Origin of the sequence: Pedobacter sp. BMA (assembly GCF_001027745.1) — a bacterium.
Lineage (GTDB): Bacteria > Bacteroidota > Bacteroidia > Sphingobacteriales > Sphingobacteriaceae > Pedobacter.
Genome location: NZ_LECU01000004.1, coordinates 408,228 through 432,571 on the forward strand (window position 1 = coordinate 408,228; position 24,344 = coordinate 432,571).

Consider the following 24,344-nt stretch of genomic DNA (forward strand, 5'->3'; position numbering starts at 1 on the left):
GAATGCGTCAATTGAGAGAGAGTAGCTATCTAATGGCTTCTATCGCCCGATTTATCATCCAACATTCAATTATTGCCACTATAGTGCAGCATTGCTGCTTGCAGCAGGAACGCCGGTTCTGCCAGTAACTCTACCAGTCTTCATTAAGCCATCGTAGTGACGCATTAAAAGATAACTTTCAATTTGCTGTAAAGTATCTAATACCACACCAACCAAAATCAACAATGAAGTACCACCAAAGAAATGTGCAAATTCTTGTTTAATACCAAATTTAACTGCCAAAGAAGGTAAAATAGCAATAATTGCTAAAAAAACTGCTCCTGGAAAGGTAATTTTAGAGATTACATCATCAATAAAACTTGATGTTGCAAAACCCGGTTTAACGCCTGGAATAAAACCGCCGTTCTTTTTCATATCATCACTCATTTGAGTTGGATTTACTGTAATTGCAGTATAAAAGAAAGTAAACGCGATAATTAAAAATGCAAACGTTAAGCTATAGGCCAACGAAGTTGTATTACTAAACTGAATTAACCATGAACCTTGCAATGAAGGAACAAATTGCATTAAAGCACCAGGGATAAACATCAAGGCCTGTGCGAAGATGATCGGCATAACACCGGCAGCATTTACCTTTAAAGGGATATACTGACGAACACCACCGAACTGACGGTTACCAACAATTTTCTTTGCATACTGCACAGGTACTTTACGTACACCCTGAACAATTAAAATGGTAAACATTACAACTGCAAATAATGCAACGATTTCCAGCACTAGCGCTACCGGACCTCCACCTTCACTGGCAGAACCAACACGGGCGCTAAACTCCTGAGAAATAGCAACTGGTAAACGGGCGATAATACCAACCATAATGATTAGTGAAGTACCGTTTCCAATACCTTTATCGGTAATCTTTTCACCTAACCACATCACAAATAAGGTACCTGCCGTTAATACAAACGTAGATAAAACTAAAAATAATGTGTTTGGTAACAAAATTGCCTCTGCCGGAACTTGCGTTTTAACGTAACCTACAGATTGAACGATTGTGATCGCTACCGTTAGGTAACGGGTAATCTGGTTCATTTTCTTTCTACCACTTTCGCCCTCTTTCTGCATTTTTTGAAAAGAAGGAACAGCAATACCCAATAGTTGCACCACAATAGATGCAGAGATATAAGGCATTACGCCTAATGCTAGGATAGACACACGAGAGAATGAACCACCGGCAAACATATCCAGTAAGCCTAATAGTCCTGATTTTTCGTTAGCGCCTAAAGCAGTCGGATCTACACCTGGTAAAACCACGTGAGATACAAAACGGTATACCAAAAGAATTAAGAGCGTAAATAAAATACGCTCTTTTAATTCTTGAATTTTCCAGATATTACTTAAAGTAGTAAATAGCTTCTTCATTTAATAATTACAATTTTACAATGGAACCACCTGCAGCTTCGATAGCTTTTTGTGCGGTTGCAGAAAATGCATGTGCAGTAACGTCTAATTTTGCTTTAACTTCACCACGACCTAAAATTTTAACCAGGTCGTTTTTCGAAGCTAAACCATGTGCTTGTAACGCTGCGAAATCGATAGTTGCTAAGTTATGTTTCTCAGCTAATTCCTGAAGTACATCTAAATTTACACCTACGTATTCAGTACGGTTAATCGGTTTGAAACCAACTTTAGGCACACGACGTTGTAAAGGCATTTGACCACCTTCAAAACCGATTTTGGTTGAGTGACCAGAACGAGAACCCGCACCTTTGTGACCACGGGTTGAAGTACCACCACGACCAGAACCTGTACCACGACCAATTCTTTTGCTGTTTTTTGTAGAACCTTTTGCAGGTTTTAAAGTATTTAAATTCATTTTTTTGAATTTGTGTTGCCCTTCGCTTTCACTAAACAGGTACAACGATTAAACATATATAAAGCTAGTACAGGTTTATCCCGAACTAGCTTTAAATTTTTATTAAATTGCTTCGATAGCTACCAAATGATTCACTTTGCGAACCATACCGATAATCTGTGGTGTAGCTTCAACCTCAACACTTTGGTTCATTTTAGATAAACCCAAAGCCTGAACGGTTCTTTTTTGGCGCTCGCTTCTGTCGATAACGCTTTTTACTTGTGTTATTTTGATCTTAGCCATGATATTATCCGTTAAAAACTTTGTTTAAATCAATACCACGAGTTTGAGCTACTGTATAAGCATCACGCATTTTAGTTAATGCATCAACAGTTGCTTTTACCACGTTGTGCGGGTTTGATGAGCCTTTAGATTTTGCCAATACGTTATGAACGCCAGCACTTTCTAATACAGCACGCATCGCACCACCAGCAATTACTCCGGTACCTACTGCAGCTGGTTTGATTAATACAAAACCACCTGAGAACTTACCAATTTGTTCGTGAGGAACGGTACCATTTAAGATTGGAACTTTAACCAAATTCTTTTTGGCATCATCCACACCTTTAGCGATTGCTTCAGTTACCTCTTTCGCCTTACCTAAACCGAAACCAACAACACCGTTCTCATCACCCACAACAACAATTGCTGAGAAGCTGAAAGTACGACCACCTTTGGTTACTTTGGCAACACGTTGTATACTAACCAAACGATCCTTTAATTCGATATCGGTGGTTTTTACTCTTTTTATATTAATAGTTGACATCTTACTTTTTCTTCAGATTAAAATACTAAACCAGCTTCGCGGGCACCCTCTGCCAACGATTTTACACGACCGTGGTATAAATAGCCATTTCTATCGAAAACAACTTGTTTAACACCAGCTGCAATTGCTTTTTCGGCAACTAATTTACCTACTGCAATTGATTGGTCGCTTTTGCTTCCAGTACCTGCAAAATCTTTAGATAATGATGATGCTGAAACTATTGTTTGACCGGTTACATCGTTAATTACCTGCGCATAAATTCCTTTATTGCTTCTAAATACAGATAACCTTGGACGCTCTTCCGAACCGGTAAGTCTTTTTCTGATCCCTTTTTTAATACGATCTCTTCTTGATAATTTTTTACCTGCCATGATTACTATTTTTTAGATGCTGATTTACCTGCTTTTCTTCTTAACACTTCACCTACAAACTTGATACCTTTACCTTTGTAAGGCTCTGGTGCACGTAATGAACGGATTTTCGCTGCTACCTGACCAATCAATTGTTTGTCGATACTTTCTAAAATAATTTTAGGAGTCTGACCTTTTTCTGATTGAGTAGTAACGGTGATTTCCGCTGGTAATTGAAATACATAGTGGTGAGAATAACCCAAAACTAAATCTAATGTATTACCTGTGTTTGTAGCACGGTAACCTACACCTACTAATTCCTGAGTTAATTTGTAACCTTCTGTAACACCAACAACCATATTGTTAAGCAATGAACGATATAAACCGTGTAAGGCTTTGTGTTTCTTTTGTTCTGATGGACGTTGAACTGACAAAATTCCATCTTCCTGTCTAACAGTGATATCTGAATCTACTGTTTGAGTTAATTCTCCTTTAGGACCTTTTACAGTTACTACGTTATCATTTGATACGGTAATTGTAACACCTGCTGGGATTGTAATTGGGGCTTTTCCTATTCTTGACATTGTGCTGTTCTCCTAAATATTAATAAACGTGACACAATACCTCACCACCAATATTTAATTTGGCTGCTTCTTTATCAGTCATTACACCTTTAGAAGTAGATAAGATTGCGATACCTAAACCGTTTAATACTCTTGGCATATTTTCAACACCAGCATAGTTTCTCAAACCTGGTTTACTTACTCGCACTAAAGTACGAATAGCAGGAACTTTAGTAATCGGATTATATTTCAAAGCGATTTTAATAGTGCCCTGAACTGTGTTATCTTCAAACTTGTAGTTCGCGATGTAACCTTTATCGAAAAGAACTTTTGTAATTTCTTTTTTAAGGTTTGATGCAGGAATTTCTACAACACGGTGGTTGGCCTTAATGGCATTCCTTACTCTTGTTAAATAATCTGCTATTGGATCTGTATTCATTATTTATTGTTTTTGATAGTGGTTTCCTTCTGCTACCCAGCTGTGGGACCTGCTATCGGTTAAAATTCTTTTCTAGCGTACATAGACATAAGTATCAAGTATCAGGAAACCAATTGGTCTTGATACTTGATACTCTGTACTAGTTACTTTATATTACCAAGATGCTTTTTTAACACCTGGAATTTTACCGTCTAGTGCCATTTGGCGGAATGTTACCCTTGAAATACCAAAGGTACGCATATAACCACGTGGACGACCAGTTAATTTACAACGGTTGTGCAAACGTACCGGAGATGAGTTTTTAGGTAATTTATCTAAACCCTCGAAATCTCCTGCAGCCTTTAAAGCTGCACGTTTTTCAGCGTATCTAGCCACCAATTTTTGGCGCTTAACTTCGCGTGCTTTTACACCTTCTTTTGCCATTATTCTGCAGTTTTTTGATTTTTAAATGGTAAGCCGAATTGTTTCAATAACTCAAGCGCCTCAACATCAGATTTTGCCGAAGTTACGAAAGTTATATCCATCCCTAAAATTTTATTGATTTTATCGATATTAATCTCAGGGAAAATGATTTGCTCAGTAACACCTAAAGTGTAGTTACCTTTTCCGTCAAATCCTTTATCATTGATACCTTTGAAATCACGAATACGTGGCAAAGCTACTGAAATTAAACGATCTAAGAACTCATACATGTTATTATCACGTAATGTTACACGTACACCTACAGGCATACCTTTACGTAATTTAAAGTTTGAGATATCTTTTTTAGACTGTGCCGGAACCGCTTGCTGACCAGTGATGGTAGTCAACTCAACGATAGTGGTATCCATAATCTTTTTGTCAGTAACAGAAAAACGACCAACACCCTGATTGATACAGATTTTCTCCAACTTTGGAACCTGCATTACAGTTTTGTACTGAAATTTTTCTTTCAATGCATTTACAACTTCTTCTTTGTATTTGCTTTTTAATCTTGGTGTAGTAGCCATTATTTAATTTCCTCCCCTGAAATTTTAGCCACTCTAACTATTTTACCATCAGCGTTTAGTTTACGACCAACGCGTGTAGCTTTACCAGATTTTGGATCAACCAACATCAGGTTAGAAATGTGAAGAGCAGCCTCTTTTTTAATAATACCACCGTTCGGATTTGCAGCATTTGGTTTAGTATGTTTAGATACTAAGTTAATGCCTTCTACAATGGCTCTGTTTTTATCTATTTGTACTGAAAGTACTTTTCCTTGTTGACCTTTTGAATCGCCAGCAATTACTTTAACTAAATCTCCAGTGCGGATTTTAAGTTTTGGTGTATTTACTTTGTTTCCCATTTTATAATACCTCCGGTGCTAATGATACAATTTTCATGAATTGTTTTTCACGTAGTTCTCTCGCAACCGGGCCAAAGATACGTGTACCTCTTGGCTCATCCTGTGCGTTCAATAATACAGCAGCATTATCGTCAAAACGGATATAAGAACCATCTTTACGACGGATTTCTTTTTTTGTTCTTACAACAACTGCTTTAGAAACTGTACCTTTTTTAATGTTACCTGACGGTAAAGCGCTTTTCACGGTAACAACTACTTTATCTCCAATTGAAGCATAACGTTTGCCGGTTCCACCTAGCACGCGAATTACCAATACTTCTTTTGCGCCGCTGTTATCAGCAACGTTTAATCTTGATTCCTGTTGTACCATCTTATTTAGCTCTTTCTAAAATTTGTACCAATCTCCAGTTCTTGTTTTTACTCAAAGGACGAGTTTCCATAATCAATACCGTATCACCGATACCACACTCATTTTTCTCGTCGTGAGCCATAAATTTGGTAGTTTTCTTCACGAACTTACCATAAATTGGGTGTTTTACTTTACGCTCAACGCTCACCACAACAGATTTATCCATCTTGTTGCTTACCACTAACCCAGTTCTTGTTTTTCTTAATTGTCTTTCCATGTCGACTATCAAATTATTTAGTTTCAGTAGCTACTTCAGTGTTTTTCACTTGAGTCAACTGCGTGTTTAAACGGGCTATGTCTTTCCTTACTTTTGCAATGCGCGAAGGATTTTCGATAGCTGAAATAGTGTGAGCGAACTTTAATTTTGACAAGTTCTCTGTTTCTTCCGCAATCTTAGCTACTAATTCTTCTTTTGAAAGCCCTGTGATTTCTGAATTTTTCATTTTTCTTTTCTTTTACGTTGAGTGTAGCGGTTATAATAAACAAGTATTTACAACATTCACCTCAACACTTTACTATGCTTCTACGTAATCCCTACGTACTACGAATTTGGTTTGGATTGGTAATTTCTGAGCTGCTAAACGTAATGCTTCTTTAGCAACTTCTAAAGGCACACCTTCAGCTTCGAAAATTACACGTCCAGGTCTAACAACTGCTACCCAGTATTCAGGAGCACCTTTACCTTTACCCATACGTACCTCAGCAGGTTTTTTAGTTACCGGTTTGTCCGGGAAAATTCTGATCCATACCTGACCTTCACGTTTCATGAAACGTGTTACGGCGATACGGGCAGCCTCTATCTGGCGACTTGTAATCCAAGTAGCTTCTAAAGATTTGATACCGAAAGATCCGAATGCTAATTCAGCTCCACGAGAAGCTAAACCTTTCATTCTGCCTTTTTGCATCTTCCTGAACTTCGTTCTTTTTGGCTGTAACATTTTATTTTGTTCTAATCGTTAAACGATGTTAATAAATCAATTATTTACGAGGACCTCTGTTAGCGCCTGCGCCACCACCTCTGTTTGGACCACCCTGGCCAGGACCACGACCGCCACCTTGGTTTCCACCACGTCTGTCGTTACCACCGCCACGGTTATCTCTTCCGCCACCGCGGTTATCTCTTCCACCGAATGCTGGTTTATCTGATGCGCCTTTTGGACCGTTGTTTGTTGAACCAATGTTTGGAGACAAATCACGTTTTCCATAAACCTCACCTTTACAGATCCATACTTTAACGCCGATTTTACCATAAGTGGTTAAAGCTTCAGCTAAAGCATAGTCGATATCAGCACGGAATGTATGCAAAGGCACTCTTCCTTCTTTGTACTGCTCAGTACGTGCCATTTCAGCACCACCTAAACGACCAGAAGTCATGATTTTGATACCTTCAGCACCCATACGCATGGTTGATGCGATAGAAGATTTCATTGCTCTACGGAATGAGATCCTTGCTTCTAATTGTTTAGCAACACCTTCTGCAACTAATTGTGCATCAAGTTCAGGGCGTTTAATTTCAAAGATGTTAATTTGAATTTCCTTTTTAGTCAGTTTCTTTAACTCTTCTTTGATTTTATCTACCTCAGCACCTGCTTTACCGATTACGATACCTGGACGTGCTGTGTGAATTGTTACGGTGATACGTTTTAACGTACGCTCGATAACAACTTTAGCAACACCACCTTTAGCGATACGGGCAGAAAGGTATTTTCTTATTTTCTCATCTTCAACTAATTTATCGGAGTAGTTGTTGCCACCGAACCAGTTAGAATCCCATCCTTTGATAATTCCTAACCTGGCACCTATTGGATTTGCTTTTTGTCCCATTTCCTAATTAGTTTTGAGTTGTTTCTGTTATTTTACTATCTACAATCAGCGTAACGTGGTTAGAACGCTTACGAATTCTATATCCACGACCTTGAGGTGCCGGACGTAAACGTTTAAGTTGACGACCACCATCTACCATAATTGTTTTAACAAATAACTCGCTTCCATCAGAAGTTTTGCCATTTTTTGCTTCCCAGTTGTTAATTGCAGATAATAATAATTTCTCAACCCTTATCGCTGCTTCTTTGTTGGTAAACTTTAAAACACTTAATGCTTTTTCTACACGTTCACCTCTGATAAGATCTACAACCAAACGCATCTTACGCGGTGAGGTTGGACAATTGTTTAATTTTGCTATTGCTTCCATTGTCTAATTATTTTTTCTTTTCAGCGTGTCCTCTGAATGTTCTGGTTGGAGCAAATTCTCCCAACTTGTGACCAACCATGTTTTCTGTAACGTACACAGGGATGAACTTATTTCCATTGTGTACTGCAAATGTATGATTCACAAAATCTGGTGATATCATTGATCTGCGAGACCAAGTTTTGATTACAGACTTTTTGCCTGAATCATTCATAGAGTTTACTTTTTTCTCTACGTTATGGTCAATATAAGGTCCTTTTTTTATCGAACGAGCCATTATTTCTTCCTTCTCTCTATGATGTAACGATTAGAATATTTTTTAAGTTCTCTGGTTTTAAAGCCTTTAGCTAAAACACCATTTCTTGAACGTGGGTGACCACCTGATGATCTACCTTCACCACCACCCATTGGGTGATCTACTGGGTTCATCGCTACCGGTCTGGTTCTCGGACGACGGCCCAACCAACGTTTACGACCTGCTTTACCTAATACTTCGTTAGCGTGATCTGAGTTAGATACAGCACCGATAGTAGCAAGACAAGTAGTCAGGATTAAACGGGTTTCGCCTGAAGGCATTTTCAAAGTAGCATATTTACCATCGCGGGCAGCTAATTGTGCATAAGCACCTGCACTACGAGCCAATTGTGCTCCTTTTCCAGGGTGAATCTCCACGTTGTGGATAATTGAACCTAATGGAATGTTCGATAATTTTAAAGTGTTACCTACTTCAGGTGCAGCTTTATCGCCCGATAGAATTACCGAACCAACTTGCAAACCTTCTGGAGCAATGATATAACGCTTCTCGCCATCAGCATAGTGTAATAATGCGATGCGGGCAGTACGGTTTGGATCGTATTCAACAGTAGCTACTGTTGCAGGAATATCGAATTTATCGCGTTTGAAGTCGATTAAACGATACGATTTTTTATGACCACCACCCATGTAGCGCATAGTCATTTTACCTGTATTGTTACGTCCACCAGACTTTTTTGATGATACAACCAATGATTTTTCGGGCTTGGTTGCTGTAATCTCCGTAAAACTAGCACCAACTCTGAAGCGGGTACCTGGAGTAACTGGTTTAAATTTTCTTAAGCCCATAGTTATAATTAATTATTAAATTAAAGAGTTGCGTAATAATCTATTGTTTCGCCGTCTTTTAACGTTACGATTGCTTTTTTGAATTTCGGGCTACGGCCTGAAACAAAACCTGCTTTAGTGTAACGAGATTTCGCTTTTCCATCAACAACCATTGTGTTAACTGCAACAATGGTTACACCGTACAATTTCTCAATAGCCGCTTTAATCTGGATTTTGTTAGCCTTGTGATTAACAGCGAATGTGAAACGGTTAGATTTCTCAGTTAAAGCTGAAGCTTTTTCGGTTAATATTGGTTTTTTTAAAATTTCCATATTACTTGGCAAATGCCTCCTCCAAAGTTTTAACAGAATCTGCAGTTAACACAAGTACACCAGCATTTAATACATCATAAGTATTTAAATCTGCTGCCGAGATTACTTTGGTTTTCTGAACGTTTCTGCTTGATAAATAGATATTATTATTTTGTGCAGGTAAAACCAACAAAGTTTTTTGAGTACCTACGTTTAACGCAGCCAATAAACTTGTATAGTTTTTAGTTTTAGCAGTATCGAAGTTGAAATCTTCTAAAACCACCACACTGTTATCTTTTGCTTTATAAGCTAGAGCAGATTTACGTGCTAATGATTTTAATTTCTTGTTCAATTTAAAGCTATAATCACGTGGCTGAGGACCAAAAACACGACCACCACCGTTAAACAACGGAGATTTAATGCTTCCGGCACGTGCACCACCTGTACCTTTTTGTTTGTATAGTTTACGGGTAGAACCAGCAATCTCATTACGTTGTTTAGATTTGTGAGTACCCTGACGTTGATTAGCCAAATACTGTTTTACATCTAAATAAATCGCGTGGTCGTTAGGCTCGATACCAAATACCGATTCAGGAAGTTGCACCTTGGCACCTGTTTCTTTACCTGAAATGTTTAATACTTTAACTTCCATTTGATTACTTGTCTAAGATTACGTAAGAACCTTTAGCTCCTGGAACGGAACCACTAACTACTAATAAGTTTTGATCAGCATAAACTTTCAAAATTTGTAAATTCTGAATTTTTACTCTGTCTCCACCTGTTCTTCCAGCCATGCGCATTCCTTTGAATACACGTGAAGGGAATGATGACGCACCCAGTGAACCTGGCGCACGTAAACGGTTGTGCTGACCGTGAGTCTGCATACCAACACCACTAAATCCGTGGCGTTTCACAACACCTTGAAAACCTTTACCTTTAGAGGTACCTACAACATCAACAAAATCACCTTCTGCGAATGCATCAACAGTTACTACATCACCTAAATTAAGTGAAGCTGTAAATGAATCAAATTCTACCAGTTTGCGTTTTGGAGTTGTGTTCGCTTTAGCGAAATGGCCTTTTAACGGTTGAGTTGTGTTTTTCTCTTTAGCCTCATCGTATCCTAACTGGATAGATGAATAACCGTCTTTTTCTTCGGTTTTTACCTGTGTAACTACACAAGGCCCAGCTTCGATTACAGTACAAGGAATGTTTCTTCCTTCTGCATCGAAAATACTGGTCATTCCTACTTTTTTTCCAATAATTCCTGACATTTTATCTTTTCTTTTTAACACCCATCGAAGCAGTAGGGCTTCGTTCAAGGTGGTTGTTCAATCCCCCGAAAGGGACGGCAAAGATAGACAAGAATTATTAATTTTCAAATAGTTAGCGAAATATTTTTTCAAATAAATTGCTGATATGATGGAGTTTAAGATTAATTAACAGATTAATGTGCCAATCCACCACCTAAACTTATGGTTATGATGGTTAAAATGATAAACCCGATAAGCACATACAGGTAGTCTTTCTCTATAAAAAAGCTAATAATGGCAAAGATAATTCGAGCTATCGGTGTGAAAATCAGCATCAATATACCAAACTGAATGATGGCATCCCCCTCCAGGGAAGGAATTCCTTTAACTATTTTAATAATAGAAGAAAACTTCGCAAGCTCAGGCTTAAATACCCTATAATCGGTAACTGAGCCTTTCTTGTGAAATAGAAAAATAAAACCTCCAACCAGCACAATGGTCATGGATATCACTACTCCGGCACGAAGCATGATACCTAAAATGACCTGAATATCTTTATCACCTGAATTTTTATTGTGCCTCATCAATTATAATCCGCTAATTCCTTTATAAATCATTTGCAGAGCAAGAAAGGTAACCACCACCGCAAAAACAATTTTAAGTTTACCGGTCTTAACTTTTAGCAACAGCTTTGAGCCCAAAGTGGCCCCGGTTAGTACACCGATACAAACAGGCATGGCAATACCCGGATCAATTTGTCCTCTGTGCAGATATACGACTGCACTGGCAGCTGCTGTTACGCCCATCATAAAATTGCTGGTTGTGGTAGATACCTTGAAAGGGAGGCGCATGATATTATCCATTGCAATAACCTTTAATGCTCCGCTCCCAATCCCCAATAACCCGGATAGTGTTCCCGCAAGTAACATCATCGAAAAGCCGGCAGGTATATGTTTTACCGCATATTCATGCATAATCCCTTTATCCGGATAAGTTCCATTGAGATTGAAGAAATTTGCCCACCTGTCGCTTCTGTCCAGTGTACTGTGATCTGTTTTTTTCCTGAGGGCCATAATTGCCGAGAAGATAAGTATGCAACCAAAAATGATGGCGATGTAGCTTGCATTCAGATAAACTGCTACAATTGCACCGCAAACTGCGCCAACAGTAGTTGCAATTTCAAGAAACATCCCTATTCTGATATTCGTAATTCCCTCTTTAACATATGCTGCTGCCGATCCGGATGAGGTAGCGATTACCGAGACAATTGATGCTCCTATTGCGTAGTGTATATCGACACCCAAAACAAGGGTAAGTAAGGGAATAATAATAACCCCGCCTCCCAAACCGGTAAGAGAACCCACTAAACCGGCTAGCAGAGAGCCTAACAAAACGATAAGGGTAAACAGCAACACCGACATACGGGCAAATATAAGATACGTGTTTGGGGTAAACGAACGATTATCTGAATAAAATCACGTACGTATATGAGGCTTATCTATTTCCCTAACCTTTTGATCATTTCGGCACTTAAATCCCTTCCGTCATTTAAACGATTGGCAAAGAAAGACTTTGCTGCTTCGAAATGAGCCTTGTAACCATTCAAATCTCCATAACCTATAATCGATGCCCACTCATGAACCGCTGTATGAAATTCCAAATCATCCCCTCTGATAGATTTATCATAAAGTGCAGTGATTATCGACTCTTCAAGCATAGATTCATTTTTAAAAAGATATTCTGCAATGCCTAATCTCAATTTAAAAGGCGGAGTTTGACAAATCAGGTTATCATATGGGTTAACCCCCATTTTATACCATGCATAAACCATGCTCAATAAACTGAGATGAGAATTTGGTTTGAGCTTATGATTGGCGTCAGACAGGCTAAATTCTTTCATGATGTTATCATCAAGTAATAGCAGCTGGCGACTTTCGTGAAAAACAAAATCCCTTGCAGCATATATCTTCTCGCGGAACGCAGTTTCATTTTCACAAATCATCAGCTTGAATAACTCTGATTCTGCCTGCGCATAATACTTCACCTGCTTCTGTGCATAAGGATTTAAAATGGCGAGACCGGCATAGATATGCGATTTATAACTAAAAATCCTTAATGTAGTTAGAATTTTTACATTATCTATTCCCCCGGCGTAAGCAGGATTATCCCAGGGAAAAAACCCAGCATTCTTCCAGGCTGATCCCATACTCTCGAACCCCATGTGCGTAACGGCCTGTGTATCGGCTACAATCTTATCATGCTCCCTATAATCATCCATTTCAATAATATTTGATTTGAGAGACTTGTAAACTTCTAACGCCCTAATGTACACATCATCGGTTGCCCTGTGGCGTACCACTACCAAAGTTTGTCCCTCGGGACTGAAAGCCGGACCATGCAATGAATGACAAGTAACGATCTGTGTATCCTGTGGAAGATGTTTTTCAAATGCAGCAATTTCAGGATGTTTAACAGAAGTTTGCCCGGAAACAATGGCACCAAACTTCGTTGAACGGGCGAAATTGGCCACCACTTCATCAATTTTTTCAGCCTCAACACAATAGATGATAAAGTCTGATTTTCTCGCAACCTCATGTCCATCGATTAATACTTCAATACCTTTTGGTTCCAGTTCATTTTTCAGATCACTAAAACGCAATGGCATGTCTGCCCCACATACACTATAGCCAGCATTTACGAACGAAAGGGCATACAACTTGCCCATGTCGCCTAAACCGATAATTCCTATTTGCATGAGGCAAATGTAATCTATCGTGAATTAATTTATAATAAAAGTTATATAAAAGTGTTAATCTATAGATTATATGAAATCATTTTTATCAATTTGATAATGGATTTACCAAATTAGATTAGTTGAGGATTGGATAAAAATGTAGTTTTACAATTTAACACCTATATTTAAACTATGCAGAAACTTAAACCTACCCTTTTGTTTTTAGGGGCTATGCTGATTTTAAACGTTGCGTTTGGACAAGCTAAGCAAGACACATCGAAAAACACTGACCCTTCTCTAAATGGACAGTATGAATTCATGTTAAGAAAATCGAAAAGTTTATATGGCGCAAGGCTCATCAATCCTACCCGATTATCATCTTTATGGAAAAGTGTGAATGATACTTTGAGAAAAGAACGCAGAGAACTTCAGGTAGCCAGAAAAGAAATTAAAACCCAGACAGATAACATCGCCAGTTTAAAAGGCGAAGTTTCCGGAAAAGAAAATTCACTGGCCAGCGCGAATGCATCCGTAAACGAAATTAGTTTTCTGGGCATTTCATTTAATAAAGGTACCTATAACACCATAGTTTGGGCATTGATCATATTATTAGCCATTGGCCTTGCGGTTGTAATCATTCAGTCAGGAAAATTCAGGAAGGAAGCTACTTACCGGACTCAGCTTTACCAGGAAGTTGCTGACGAGTTTCAGGCCCATAAAGTAAAAGCTAAAGACAAAGAAATGAAACTGGCGCGTGAGCTTCAGGATGAGCGCAATAAATGGGATGATGCCCGTGGAAGATAAAAATTGTTAAGGCATTAATTTTAAAAAGCTTGTCGAAAAGCCCCAATATCAAACAGGCATACGACAAGCTTTTTTGTATGATAATGCTACTGCGTTTTGAAACTATACTTTAACCCTACCTCAAACTCCCCGTTACTATAGTTTTGCATTTTGGATGTATTGGTGGTATACTGCAGTAACAATGAAAATTGTTTTTGGTAGTTTATCCCAAAACCGCCGGTAAAGCTGTTGGTGCTATGATAAACCCCATTGAACATGATTTTATCTTCCAGAAACTGGAAATTAACACCAGCATCAAAAATTCCATTGTAGTTTTGTACACCGCGATAAACCAACTTAGGTTCTACTGAACTCAATACTTTATCGGTAGTAAATTTATATCCGGCCGCGAAAAAATATATCGACCGGTCTACTACATTTCTGATCACATCTCTTTTAAACAAACGTTTAAGGTTTGGTAAGGCTCCCTGAAGGGTTAAATTGGTATTTCGATAAGCCATACCGAAGTCGCCATCCAAATAAAGCCTGCGATCGTTAAAACTATTAAGTACATCGTCACTGAGGTCGCCTTGCGCTTTACTGATGTTTACATTTTCGTTCATTACCCCGGCAGATAAACCAAAGTCGAGGTAGCTGGACTGAGCGCCAAGAGGCAAGTGATAAGCATAACTAACCGTGGCGCGAAATCTGTTAATTACTCCGGCTGTTTCATTATAGATTAATGCGCCTAAACCAACCTTATTGTTAGGCAAGCCATAATCCGCTGTAAGGTATTGCATCCTGGGTGCTCCATCCATTCCAACCCATTGGGCTTTTAAGGCTGCATTTAGGTTAAGGTTATTTTCTAAGCCTGCCATTGCAGGATTCGCCAAAAACTGATTCTGGTAATAGATACTGCCCATCGGATTAAGTTGAGCAATTGCTGATGGTGAAAACAATAACAACATCCCACCTAAAAATATACTGATCTTTTTCACGTTGTTATTTTTTATATAAAATTGATATAAAACCTTTGATGGTGCCGCCCGCACCTAAATCAAGAAGGTAATAGTAGGTATCTTCAGCTAGCGGGTTTCCATTTACATATCCATCCCAATTGTTCTGGTAACCGGTAGTTACATAAAGTAAGCGCCCACCCCTATCAAAAATACTGAGCCTGGCTGAAGGATAGTTTTCAATTCCCTTCACCACAAAATAATCGTTTTTACCATCACCATTGGGCGTTAGAATATTGTTCATTATTGCTATGTTGGCAGCGGTTTCGATAACCAGGAAAGGTTGAAGAAATCCCTGTGTTAAGCTAACGGAACCAGTTTGAAAGGTTTGCACCAATACCATTTCCCCAACGCTGAAATCGTAAAACTGATTGCTGATTTTAGCAGAACCATTAGCGGCATTTATTGTATATGGTAGGCTTTGCGCCTTCACTTCTGTAGCGAGGCATCCCCATACAAACGGAATAATAAACAAATAACCGATGTTTCTCATATCGTTAGTTTATAGAAATCCACGAAGTCCCATCACTTTGAATCGTTATGGTTTTATTGCCGTTTAAGGTTGTGATATTCGTATCATCATTTAGAGTAACCGGATTGTTAAACGTGATGTTTCCCGATGACAAAGCCTTTACGATAATGTAAATACGCCCTTTGCACGTTGCGGCAGCAGGAAGATTAATATTAACAGCAGCTGCTGTATTTTTTACCCGAACAGTGTAATGACTGTCATCGAGGGTTAATGTACCTGCAGTAGTATACGTTAAAATACTCGCTGAAACAGAGCCATTAATATTTAATGAACTTGTATTGGCGGGAGCATATGATGTGGCGCTTGCAGCTGAAGAGCCATTAATCACAATTGCACCGCCGTTTGTTGTAAAAGTTCCTTGTATTAGCGGATAGGTGGTATTTGAATTGGCAATCACCAATGTATTGTTTGCAGCGGTGAGCGTGTTTCCCGCATTGCTGCCAATAAATACATTTCCACTACCGCTGTTTTTTGAACCGGCAGCATATCCTAACGCGGTATTATTATCGCCATTGCTTGCTTCCAGCGCTATACTACCAATTGCAGTGTTAGCCACACCGGTACCATTTGCCATTAAAGCATGGGTACCAAAAGCGGAATTATTGGAGCCAACAGTATTGATTAACAATGCCTGCGAACCGAAACCACTATTGTTAATTCCACTGAAACTCCTTTGTAAAACCATGTATCCAAACGCGCTGTTCTCGTAGCCCGATATATTTAACGACAGGGCTTCCCGTCCGAATGCGCTATTGTAAAATCCTGAAATATTTGAAGTAAACGTTTTGTAGCCGTAGGAAATATTGTTTTCAGAAGAGTTACCTAATCTGCCGGATTTTTGACCGTTCACCATGAAGTTAATTGCCACGTCGTCGGTATTACCCAAAAAATTGTTTGTCTGGTCAACGTTTCCTGTATTACCCCCTAAAGCCCAGGCATTTGCATTAGCGAACAATGTTCTGCTAATCAGCTCTGGTTTTCCTGTAGTCGCGTTTGTGATATATACTTTATTTGCATCGCCTACACCATTTGTTGTTAATTTAGCCAGCGTAACTGATGCATCCACTAACTTAGGTGTACTTACAGCAGCATCAGCAATTTGTAGTGTGTTTACTGCTGCATCAGCTATATTCACATTTTTTATTTCCTTGTTACCAATTTTTATCGAAGTAACTGCGGCATCTGCAAGTTTTGAAGTAATAACAGCATTATCCGCAAGTTTGACTGTGGTTACTGCACCTGAATTAATATCTACAACAACATCTTTCAGTAAAGCAGTTGAACCGTTTCCACTAATACTTAAGTCTGTAGATGACAGCGATTTTGCACCTGCCAGCTGAGCCACATCCAAGGTTACCGGTCGCCATGTGGTTCCGTTATATAAAAGAACCTGATTGGCTGATGGAGCAGCAGCCGATAGAGTGATGCCCTGTAAGCTGGCAATAGTTGGATTTGGATAGTTACCTGTTAAATCGCCACCAGCTACACCAGTCGATGGTCCAACCGGACCTGTATCTCCCTTTTCACCTTTGTCACCCTTCGCACCTGCTGTACCTGGTATACCCTGAGGTCCTGTTGCGCCTATATCACCCTGCGGCCCCTGTGCCCCGGTTGCACCTGTAGCGCCGGCAATCCCGGCAACACCTTGTGGACCAACCGGGCCAGTTGCACCAATGTCTCCTTTCAAACCTTGCGGACCTGTAGCTCCTGTAGCTCCTGTAGCGCCGGCAATCCCTGCAACACCTTGTGGACCAACCGGGCCGGTTGCACCAGTATCGCCTTTTAAACCTTGCGGACCTGTAGCTCCTGTCGCGCCGGCAACACCAGCAACACCTTGCGGACCAACCGGGCCGGTTGCACCAGTATCGCCTTTTAAACCTTGCGGACCTGTAGCTCCTGTCGCGCCGGCAACACCAGCAACACCTTGCGGACCAACTGGGCCAGTTGCACCAGTATCGCCCTTTTGCCCTGTTGGGCCGTTCGCTGCGTACAGCGCATAGGGTACACTCAATAACTGAGCGGTTCCGGCTATAGTGAAGTTGGTTCCGTTGTCAGGATCAACTTCAACTTTAATATATTTTAGGCCTGTTCCCCATGTAACTCCTGCTATAGTGCCTGTAACTGAAGAAGCGCCAGCGCCACCAATAGCAATAGCATAAAGTCCGACTGTATTTGTGGTAACCGTTCTCACCTCGACATATTGGACAGTTCCGGTCGCCGAGGCATCAAGAATGCTTAAACGGACAGCAATATTTTTATTGACTAAGGGAGTGCCGCTGGCATTTCTGGCAGCACCCTGATAATTGAATTGTTGAGGAGCCTGGGCCCGAACGAACATTGCCAAGCCCATACTTAGCAAAGTAATAAGTAAAAGTTTTTTCATGAATAGGGATAAGATCTAAAGTGCTGCAGCCTGATTCATCCTGGCAAGCCACAACTCCCAAATCTAATAATTAGTATATCCCTGCACATTCCTTTTACACGAAAGCGCTAATTTATTATACTATTACAAATTAATTAGTTTAAAATCAGAAACATGCAAAACAATTCATTTCATTAATTTTACACAAAGTGACATTTATCAATAGAATAATTATAAACAATCCAAGCGATAAAGATCCTTCTTAAGTCTCCGATGGAAATGATATTCCTTTAATATTTCTATATAAATCCACGGCGTAAAGGTCTGTCATACCCGATACGAAATCCAACACACTTTGAGTCCTTGCATAGATATCACGCAAGTCAGTATGATACTGTTTAGGAATGAGTTTGACTAACTTTTTATAATAATGCGTATTATTATGAATCAGTGCCGGGACAAATTCTTCGAGCAAACCTGCCATAATTTTATAACCTGCCACTTCTTTCTGAATCACTGAAGAAAAATTATAAATACGCTCGATCGACACTTTCTCTATGGCCTTCCAGGCTGCAAGGTAGGGTTCGGGAATTAGATCCGTAAGGCTGTTGTTCAGATCACCTTTTAATAAACTTTTTTGTTCCCTATAAAAAATACCAGCACAAATGTTAGTGAGGGTGTTTATTGCTTTGGCCCTAAGTAAACCAACCTTTGCATCATCATCTTCATAATCATTTTTTAACCTGTCTTCAATTGTATTTGAATTAGCAAAAGGCAGAAGATAATTTTTAACTTCTTCAAAAGATAAAATTTTTAAGCGATGTGCATCTTCAAGGTCTATAATGCTGTAGCAAATATCATCAGCAGCCTCTACTAAATAAACTAAGGGATGTCGTTTATAGATCAAATATTCATGCTCTTCCCTATCGATATGAAGCTCTTCAGCTATTTTCTTAAACGTCTCTTCTTCCGACTGAAAAAAGCCATATTTTTTACGATGTAAAATACCCTTTTGCTTACCAGCAATTGATGCGCAGGGATATTTCGCTATCGAGGCTAATGTAGAGTATGTGAGGGCATAAGCATCATTTCCTTTGCCTTTGAGAGGGTGAGTCAGTATCCGGATTGCATTTGCATTCCCTTCAAAATTAATCAGGTCGTGCCATTGCGATTCTGTCATATCGTGCTGGTACGCTTTTCCATCACCATCAGTAAAATAACGTGAAATAGCGGCTTCACCCGAGTGTCCGAACGCAGGGTTGCCCAAATCATGGGCCAATGCCGCTGCTGCCACAATATTGCCAACTTCACTTATTAAAGGAACTGATTGAATGAGCGCAGGGTCTTTTTCTTCGACTGTGTTTAAAAAAATATTTGCCATAGAACGTGCAACACTTGCCACTTCCAGACTATGTGTTAACCGGTTGTGCACAAATACACTTCCCGGCAATGGGAACACCTGGGTTTTATTTTGCAAACGCCTGAAGGGAGAAGAAAAAATCAGGCGGTCGTAATCTCGTTGAAAATCAGACCTTGCCCTGTCGCGGTCACCTGTCCAACTTTCCTGACCAAACCTCTTATTTGAAAGCAAATATTTCCACTCCATTTGTATATCACTGTATTAAATCTGCTGCCAAGTTAAGCAAAAGCGATAAAAATGCAGGACAATTATTTATGGATACCATGAGGTATTTTGGTACTGAACCCGATATTAATCAGAAACCATTTCATAACTATACTGTTATAAATAAAAAAAGCTACTATGAAAACGAGTGTATATAATAAAGATGAGCATTTAGAGGGCTATGTAAACAACGGAAAAAGGGATGAGGCAAAATCTGATGTTCAAAAGGCTTATGAAACCGGAAATGATTCTGATGAAGTGAACTCTTTTGGTAAAGATCCAAGTCAGCTCATTGAAGGTAATAAAGCTGCACGGGATGGTTATGACAACTCTGGAACCCAGGGAAAAGACTCATTAAGCGATGACGCATACAATAGTGAAGACCAACATCCGACTGTTGAAAGTGCCGAAAGTCACACTGGAAGTTCAAGTGATGATTTTAAAAATCCGACAACTAAAATAAATGAGCAAGATGAAAATCATGCGCTTGATACGGGAATTTAAGTAGATAAGCCAATATAAGGTTCTTCAATCTGACCTCCAATAATACCCGCGCGCATGATTTGTAATGAATAAGAAAACTGTCCTGACAGACATGATCATTTGACATAAATCAATAAATATATCGGCACGAGTTGAGTGATTTGCAATTTATTTTTCGATTTTTGTGATCAAATCAGAATACGCGACAAAAAATTAACCACAGTTCATCATAACTAAACGATTTGAGGGCATTCGCTACTCACTTAAAAAACAGGTTGTGGAATTCTGATCCATTTCCATCTACCGGAAATTCATTACTCGTTAAACAGGTAATGTTGATTACCGACATTACCTGTTTAATATATTAAAGACTTTTACCCCCAATACCACGATTTTCATCTCTGCTTCGATTGGCAATATCTTCATCCTGACTGAGGTTTTTATTTTTTAGGTGTTGATTAACATTCTCCTCAGCTTTTTCTGATGGATCGGTTTCAGGCTCATCTTTGCGCTTAACTTCAGGTAACTTATGTCCATAAGTAGCCTCTCCATTATCCCATTCTATTCCATCATTTGTATGTTGCTCATTAACATTATCCTTATTCATATCAGTATTTTTTCAGTGCTATCTGTTTACTAAACAGCAAATTGATTAAAAATGTTTCTAATATTATTCGGAAGGATACCAAAGGAATAGCAAAAATAAGGGAGAAATAATACATTTCTAACTAGATTCCTTTCTCCTGATCCACGCCATTGGTACTATCTACATTTTCCTTGCTTGAGCCATTATCATCTCTTTTACGAGGTGGATTCTCCATTCTGCTTTCTTCAAGTTCCGAGAAATCGCTTTCTTTCTGGTTTGCTACCTCCCCATGTGATGAAGGTTTTTTGTTTTCTTCCTTCTCATTATCGGCAAAATCCTGTCCTTTCACTGGTAAATTTTCGTTATCTGTCATACCAATCAAACGCCGGAAAAGGTTTTTTGTTTCTAAAATTCAGGCACAAAAAAAGTCCCGGCTTTCACCGGGACTTTTCAATTCATTTAAATCAAGTTACACTTTGATTTCAACTTCAACACCGCTAGGTAATTCAAGTTTCATTAAAGCATCAACTGTTTTAGAGTTAGAGCTATAGATATCCAATAGGCGTTTGTAAGCGCACAATTGAAACTGCTCTCTGGCTTTTTTGTTTACGTGTGGAGAACGCAATACAGTAAAGATTTTTTTCTCTGTAGGAAGTGGAATTGGTCCACTTACAACTGCACCCGTAGGCTTAACAGTTTTTACGATTTTCTCAGCAGATTTATCTACCAGGTTGTAATCGTAAGATTTTAATTTAATTCTGATTCTTTGGCTCATCTTATTTTTAATTGTGATTCCCTGTTAGAGCTATTAACAACAGGAACCGGATTTATCTTTAAAAAGGTTGATGGTTTAAGGTGTAAGGCTTGGGGTTTAAAACCTTTAACCTCACGCCTTTTACCTTATACCTTAATTAGTCTTCGGACTTAATTCTACCTTTTGATTTAGCAATTACTTCGTCCTGAACGTTTTTAGGCGCTGGCTCGTAGTGATCAAATTCCATTGTAGAAGTTGCACGACCTGAAGTAATGGTACGTAACTGAGTTACATAACCGAACATTTCTGAAAGTGGAACCAATGCTTTGATTACCTGAGATCCGTTACGTGTATCCATACCTTGTAACTGACCACGACGGCGGTTCATGTCACCGATAACATCACCCATGTTTTCTTCAGGGGTTAAGATTTCGATTTTCATAATTGGCTCCATCAATGCAGGTTTACATTTAGGTAAAGCTTCACGGTATGCCATACGGCCTGCAAGCTCGAATGATAAAGCATCTGAATCGACTGCGTGGAATGAACCATCAATCAAACGTACTTTCATATCAGGAAGTGGATAACCAGCTAGTACACCGTTAGACATTGCAGATGCAAAACCTTTCTCAACTGAAGGGATGAATTCACGAGGAATTGAACCACCTACAATTTCGTTTACGAATTGCAAACCGCCTTTTTCAAAATCGGCATCAATTGGAGAAACCACAACTTTGATATCAGCGAATTTACCACGACCACCAGATTGTTTTTTATAGACCTCACGGTGTTCAGTTGTACCGAAAATTGCTTCTTTATAAGCCACTTGTGGTGCACCCTGGTTAACTTCAACTTTAAACTCACGTTTTAAACGGTCGATCAGGATATCTAAGTGAAGCTCACCCATACCAGAGATTACAGTTTGACCAGTTTCCTGATCTGTTTGCACTCTGAACGTAGGATCTTCTTCAGCTAATTTAGATAATCCCATACCTAATTTATCAACATCAGCTTGAGTTTTAGGCTCAATAGCCAAACCGATAACCGGCTCAGGGAAGTTCATAGACTCAAGAACGATTGGGTTTTTCTCTTCACAAAGAGTATCACCAGTTTTGATATCTTTAAATCCTACTACCGCAGCAATATCACCAGCAGCCACATTAGGCACAGGATTTTGCTTATTAGCATGCATCTGGAAAATACGTGAAATACGCTCTTTACTTTCTGAACGTGTGTTATAAACGTAAGAACCAGCTTCTAAGTTACCCGAGTAAACACGGATAAAACATAAACGGCCTACAAATGGGTCAGTTGCAATTTTAAATGCTAATGCCGCAAATGGCTCATTGATACTTGGTTTTAATAACACTTCAGCACCTGTATCTGGATTTGTACCTGTTACGCCTTCTGAATCAAGAGGCGAAGGCAATAATTCCATCACATAATCCAACATGGTTTGAACACCTTTGTTTTTGAAAGATGAACCACATACCATAGGAACGATTTTAGCATCTAAAACGGCTGCACGTAAAGCATCTAAAATTTCACGCTCAGTAATTGAGTTTGGATCTTCAAAGAATTTCTCCATTAAAGACTCATCATAATCAGCAACTGATTCTAGTAATTTTTCTCTCCACTCAGCAACCTCATCTAACATATCTTCAGGGATTGGCACTTCGGTAAAGGTCATACCTTTATCGTGCTCATTCCAAACGATACCACGGTTGTTGATTAAATCAACTACACCTTTAAATGCATCTTCAGAACCGATAGGTAATTGCAAAGGAACTGCATTGCTACCTAACATATCTTTAACTTGTTTAACAACTTTTAAGAAGTCTGCTCCGGAACGATCCATTTTATTAACGAAACCGATACGGGCAACATTATAGTTGTTAGCCAAACGCCAGTTGGTTTCAGATTGAGGCTCTACACCATCAACTGCAGAAAACAAGAACACTAAACCATCTAATACACGCAAAGAACGGTTTACCTCTACGGTAAAATCAACGTGTCCTGGTGTGTCGATGATGTTCATGTGGTAAGCCTGACCTCTGTATTTCCACTCAACCGTAGTTGCAGCAGAAGTGATCGTGATACCACGCTCTTGCTCTTGTGCCATCCAGTCCATTGTTGCTGCACCTTCGTGCACTTCACCAATTTTATGACTTACACCAGCATAATAAAGGATACGCTCAGTTGTTGTAGTTTTACCTGCATCAATGTGAGCAGCGATTCCGATATTTCTTGTAAATTTTAAATCTCTTGCCATGTTATTTTTTTGATTTTTCTGATCTTAAATGATTACACCGATTATGTAAAAACAAATCGGTGTAATTTATCTAATCAGTATAATCTTCTAATTAAATCTGTGTAATCTTACTAATCTGTTAATCCTAAGACTAGAATCTGAAGTGAGAGAACGCTTTATTAGCCTCAGCCATTTTGTGCGTATCTTCTTTCTTCTTAACAGCAGCACCTTCACCTTTAGCAGCAGCTACAATTTCACCAGCTAATTTCTCTTTCATGGTTTTTTCACCACGACGACGAGCGTATAAAATTAACCATTTCATACCTAGAGCTGTTTTACGCTCTGGTCTAACCTCAGTTGGAACCTGGAAGTTAGCACCACCAACACGGCGAGATTTAACCTCTACAGCTGGCATAATGTTAGTTAAAGCACGTTTGAAGATTTCTAATCCGTTTTCACCAGCTTTTTTCTCAGCGATTTCAACAGCATCATAAAAAATTGCGTAAGCGATAGATTTTTTTCCATCGTACATCATATTGTTTACAAAACGGGTTACCTGAACATCGTTAAATTTAGGATCAGGAAGAATAATTCTCTTTTTTGGTTTTGACTTTCTCATTT

The 24,344-nt window shown here is 39.1% G+C and carries 35 protein-coding genes; 2 read left to right on the plus strand and 33 right to left on the minus strand.

All coding sequences use genetic code 11. The features are described from left to right. Positions 1-78 precede the first annotated feature (78 nt). The 24 genes from secY to AB669_RS08120 form a co-directional block, all read right to left on the minus strand. The gene (secY, locus tag AB669_RS08005; RefSeq protein WP_047798765.1) at positions 79-1,419 is read right to left on the minus strand and encodes a preprotein translocase subunit SecY; all 1,341 of its coding nucleotides are present in this window, start codon (positions 1,417-1,419) and stop codon (positions 79-81) included. A 7-nt stretch (positions 1,420-1,426) separates the two neighbouring features. After that, on the minus strand, positions 1,427-1,873 hold the full coding sequence (gene rplO, locus AB669_RS08010) for a 50S ribosomal protein L15 (RefSeq protein ID WP_047799067.1): 447 nt from the start codon (positions 1,871-1,873) through the stop codon (positions 1,427-1,429). 102 nt (positions 1,874-1,975) lie between these two features. After that, complete coding sequence (rpmD, locus tag AB669_RS08015; RefSeq protein WP_010599892.1) at positions 1,976-2,155, minus strand: 50S ribosomal protein L30; 180 nt, start codon at positions 2,153-2,155, stop codon at positions 1,976-1,978. 4 nt (positions 2,156-2,159) lie between these two features. Continuing rightward, positions 2,160-2,678 carry a 30S ribosomal protein S5 gene (rpsE, locus tag AB669_RS08020; protein ID WP_010599893.1) on the minus strand — a complete coding sequence of 173 codons (519 nt, stop codon included), beginning with the start codon at positions 2,676-2,678 and terminating at the stop codon, positions 2,160-2,162. Positions 2,679-2,695: 17 nt separating this feature from the next. Then, positions 2,696-3,049: a 50S ribosomal protein L18 gene (gene rplR, locus AB669_RS08025; protein ID WP_047798766.1), complete on the minus strand. Its 354-nt coding sequence runs from the start codon at positions 3,047-3,049 to the stop codon at positions 2,696-2,698. Between the two features lie 5 nt (positions 3,050-3,054). Then, the gene (gene rplF, locus AB669_RS08030) at positions 3,055-3,612 is read right to left on the minus strand and encodes a 50S ribosomal protein L6 (protein WP_047798767.1); all 558 of its coding nucleotides are present in this window, start codon (positions 3,610-3,612) and stop codon (positions 3,055-3,057) included. 19 nt (positions 3,613-3,631) lie between these two features. Next, complete coding sequence (gene rpsH, locus AB669_RS08035; RefSeq protein WP_231582658.1) at positions 3,632-4,033, minus strand: 30S ribosomal protein S8; 402 nt, start codon at positions 4,031-4,033, stop codon at positions 3,632-3,634. A 150-nt stretch (positions 4,034-4,183) separates the two neighbouring features. Then, positions 4,184-4,453 carry a 30S ribosomal protein S14 gene (rpsN, locus tag AB669_RS08040; protein WP_010599897.1) on the minus strand — a complete coding sequence of 90 codons (270 nt, stop codon included), beginning with the start codon at positions 4,451-4,453 and terminating at the stop codon, positions 4,184-4,186. Then, positions 4,453-5,019, minus strand: a complete 567-nt coding sequence (gene rplE / locus AB669_RS08045; RefSeq protein WP_047798769.1) for a 50S ribosomal protein L5 — start codon at positions 5,017-5,019, stop codon at positions 4,453-4,455. The genes rpsN and rplE overlap by 1 nt, the downstream gene beginning before the upstream one ends. Continuing rightward, positions 5,019-5,357 (minus strand): 50S ribosomal protein L24, encoded by a 339-nt coding sequence (gene rplX, locus AB669_RS08050; protein WP_047798770.1) that lies wholly within the window; start codon positions 5,355-5,357, stop codon positions 5,019-5,021. Before rplX ends, rplE begins: the two co-directional genes overlap by 1 nt. 1 nt (position 5,358) lies before the next feature. Beyond that, positions 5,359-5,727: a 50S ribosomal protein L14 gene (gene rplN / locus AB669_RS08055; protein WP_010599900.1), complete on the minus strand. Its 369-nt coding sequence runs from the start codon at positions 5,725-5,727 to the stop codon at positions 5,359-5,361. Position 5,728: 1 nt separating this feature from the next. Then, complete coding sequence (gene rpsQ, locus AB669_RS08060) at positions 5,729-5,983, minus strand: 30S ribosomal protein S17 (protein ID WP_010599901.1); 255 nt, start codon at positions 5,981-5,983, stop codon at positions 5,729-5,731. Positions 5,984-5,996: 13 nt separating this feature from the next. Continuing rightward, positions 5,997-6,209 (minus strand): 50S ribosomal protein L29, encoded by a 213-nt coding sequence (gene rpmC, locus AB669_RS08065; protein ID WP_047798771.1) that lies wholly within the window; start codon positions 6,207-6,209, stop codon positions 5,997-5,999. 72 nt (positions 6,210-6,281) lie between these two features. Beyond that, a complete protein-coding gene (gene rplP, locus AB669_RS08070; protein ID WP_010599903.1) occupies positions 6,282-6,704 on the minus strand; it encodes a 50S ribosomal protein L16 in 423 nt (140 codons plus the stop codon). A 40-nt stretch (positions 6,705-6,744) separates the two neighbouring features. Continuing rightward, the gene (gene rpsC, locus AB669_RS08075; protein ID WP_047798772.1) at positions 6,745-7,590 is read right to left on the minus strand and encodes a 30S ribosomal protein S3; all 846 of its coding nucleotides are present in this window, start codon (positions 7,588-7,590) and stop codon (positions 6,745-6,747) included. A gap of 7 nt (positions 7,591-7,597) precedes the next feature. Beyond that, complete coding sequence (rplV, locus tag AB669_RS08080) at positions 7,598-7,957, minus strand: 50S ribosomal protein L22 (protein ID WP_047798773.1); 360 nt, start codon at positions 7,955-7,957, stop codon at positions 7,598-7,600. Positions 7,958-7,964: 7 nt separating this feature from the next. Then, positions 7,965-8,231, minus strand: coding sequence for a 30S ribosomal protein S19 (rpsS, locus tag AB669_RS08085; protein ID WP_010599906.1), 267 nt, complete (start codon positions 8,229-8,231; stop codon positions 7,965-7,967). Then, complete coding sequence (gene rplB, locus AB669_RS08090; protein ID WP_047798774.1) at positions 8,231-9,055, minus strand: 50S ribosomal protein L2; 825 nt, start codon at positions 9,053-9,055, stop codon at positions 8,231-8,233. The genes rpsS and rplB overlap by 1 nt, the downstream gene beginning before the upstream one ends. A gap of 20 nt (positions 9,056-9,075) precedes the next feature. Further along, positions 9,076-9,366, minus strand: a complete 291-nt coding sequence (gene rplW, locus AB669_RS08095) for a 50S ribosomal protein L23 (protein WP_047798775.1) — start codon at positions 9,364-9,366, stop codon at positions 9,076-9,078. A 1-nt stretch (position 9,367) separates the two neighbouring features. After that, on the minus strand, positions 9,368-9,997 hold the full coding sequence (rplD, locus tag AB669_RS08100; protein WP_010599909.1) for a 50S ribosomal protein L4: 630 nt from the start codon (positions 9,995-9,997) through the stop codon (positions 9,368-9,370). Between the two features lie 4 nt (positions 9,998-10,001). Next, positions 10,002-10,619: a 50S ribosomal protein L3 gene (rplC, locus tag AB669_RS08105; RefSeq protein ID WP_047799068.1), complete on the minus strand. Its 618-nt coding sequence runs from the start codon at positions 10,617-10,619 to the stop codon at positions 10,002-10,004. A gap of 173 nt (positions 10,620-10,792) precedes the next feature. Then, positions 10,793-11,182, minus strand: a complete 390-nt coding sequence (locus AB669_RS08110) for a DUF1634 domain-containing protein (protein WP_047798776.1) — start codon at positions 11,180-11,182, stop codon at positions 10,793-10,795. A 3-nt stretch (positions 11,183-11,185) separates the two neighbouring features. Beyond that, on the minus strand, positions 11,186-12,019 hold the full coding sequence (locus AB669_RS08115) for a sulfite exporter TauE/SafE family protein (RefSeq protein ID WP_047798777.1): 834 nt from the start codon (positions 12,017-12,019) through the stop codon (positions 11,186-11,188). A 77-nt stretch (positions 12,020-12,096) separates the two neighbouring features. Continuing rightward, a complete protein-coding gene (locus AB669_RS08120) occupies positions 12,097-13,353 on the minus strand; it encodes a prephenate dehydrogenase (RefSeq protein WP_047798778.1) in 1,257 nt (418 codons plus the stop codon). 171 nt (positions 13,354-13,524) lie between these two features. On the opposite strand from AB669_RS08120, the gene AB669_RS08125 reads away from it, so the two are divergent. Further along, entirely contained in the window at positions 13,525-14,136 is a 612-nt protein-coding gene (locus tag AB669_RS08125; protein ID WP_047798779.1) for a hypothetical protein, read from the plus strand. A gap of 86 nt (positions 14,137-14,222) precedes the next feature. Here AB669_RS08125 and AB669_RS08130 read toward each other — a convergent pair whose 3' ends face one another. The 4 genes from AB669_RS08130 to dgt form a co-directional block, all read right to left on the minus strand. Beyond that, positions 14,223-15,113 (minus strand): PorP/SprF family type IX secretion system membrane protein, encoded by an 891-nt coding sequence (locus AB669_RS08130; RefSeq protein WP_231582646.1) that lies wholly within the window; start codon positions 15,111-15,113, stop codon positions 14,223-14,225. 4 nt (positions 15,114-15,117) lie between these two features. Further along, positions 15,118-15,624, minus strand: coding sequence for a gliding motility-associated C-terminal domain-containing protein (locus tag AB669_RS08135; RefSeq protein WP_047798781.1), 507 nt, complete (start codon positions 15,622-15,624; stop codon positions 15,118-15,120). Positions 15,625-15,628: 4 nt separating this feature from the next. Continuing rightward, positions 15,629-18,046, minus strand: coding sequence for a collagen-like protein (locus AB669_RS22505; RefSeq protein WP_082120618.1), 2,418 nt, complete (start codon positions 18,044-18,046; stop codon positions 15,629-15,631). 241 nt (positions 18,047-18,287) lie between these two features. Further along, positions 18,288-19,631, minus strand: coding sequence for a dGTP triphosphohydrolase (dgt, locus tag AB669_RS08145; RefSeq protein ID WP_047798782.1), 1,344 nt, complete (start codon positions 19,629-19,631; stop codon positions 18,288-18,290). Between the two features lie 156 nt (positions 19,632-19,787). Here dgt and AB669_RS08155 point away from each other — a divergent pair, with 156 nt between their 5' ends. Next, positions 19,788-20,153, plus strand: coding sequence for a hypothetical protein (locus tag AB669_RS08155; RefSeq protein WP_047798784.1), 366 nt, complete (start codon positions 19,788-19,790; stop codon positions 20,151-20,153). A 343-nt stretch (positions 20,154-20,496) separates the two neighbouring features. On the opposite strand, the gene AB669_RS08160 is transcribed toward AB669_RS08155, so the two are convergent. From AB669_RS08160 to rpsG, 5 genes are all read right to left on the minus strand, one after another. Continuing rightward, positions 20,497-20,739, minus strand: coding sequence for a hypothetical protein (locus AB669_RS08160; RefSeq protein ID WP_047798785.1), 243 nt, complete (start codon positions 20,737-20,739; stop codon positions 20,497-20,499). Between the two features lie 121 nt (positions 20,740-20,860). Beyond that, the gene (locus tag AB669_RS08165) at positions 20,861-21,091 is read right to left on the minus strand and encodes a hypothetical protein (protein WP_047798786.1); all 231 of its coding nucleotides are present in this window, start codon (positions 21,089-21,091) and stop codon (positions 20,861-20,863) included. A 96-nt stretch (positions 21,092-21,187) separates the two neighbouring features. Beyond that, the gene (gene rpsJ / locus AB669_RS08170; protein WP_008244591.1) at positions 21,188-21,493 is read right to left on the minus strand and encodes a 30S ribosomal protein S10; all 306 of its coding nucleotides are present in this window, start codon (positions 21,491-21,493) and stop codon (positions 21,188-21,190) included. A gap of 136 nt (positions 21,494-21,629) precedes the next feature. Then, the gene (gene fusA, locus AB669_RS08175) at positions 21,630-23,744 is read right to left on the minus strand and encodes an elongation factor G (RefSeq protein WP_047798787.1); all 2,115 of its coding nucleotides are present in this window, start codon (positions 23,742-23,744) and stop codon (positions 21,630-21,632) included. A 130-nt stretch (positions 23,745-23,874) separates the two neighbouring features. Beyond that, the gene (rpsG, locus tag AB669_RS08180; protein ID WP_047798788.1) at positions 23,875-24,342 is read right to left on the minus strand and encodes a 30S ribosomal protein S7; all 468 of its coding nucleotides are present in this window, start codon (positions 24,340-24,342) and stop codon (positions 23,875-23,877) included. Between the last annotated feature and the right edge of the window lie 2 nt (positions 24,343-24,344).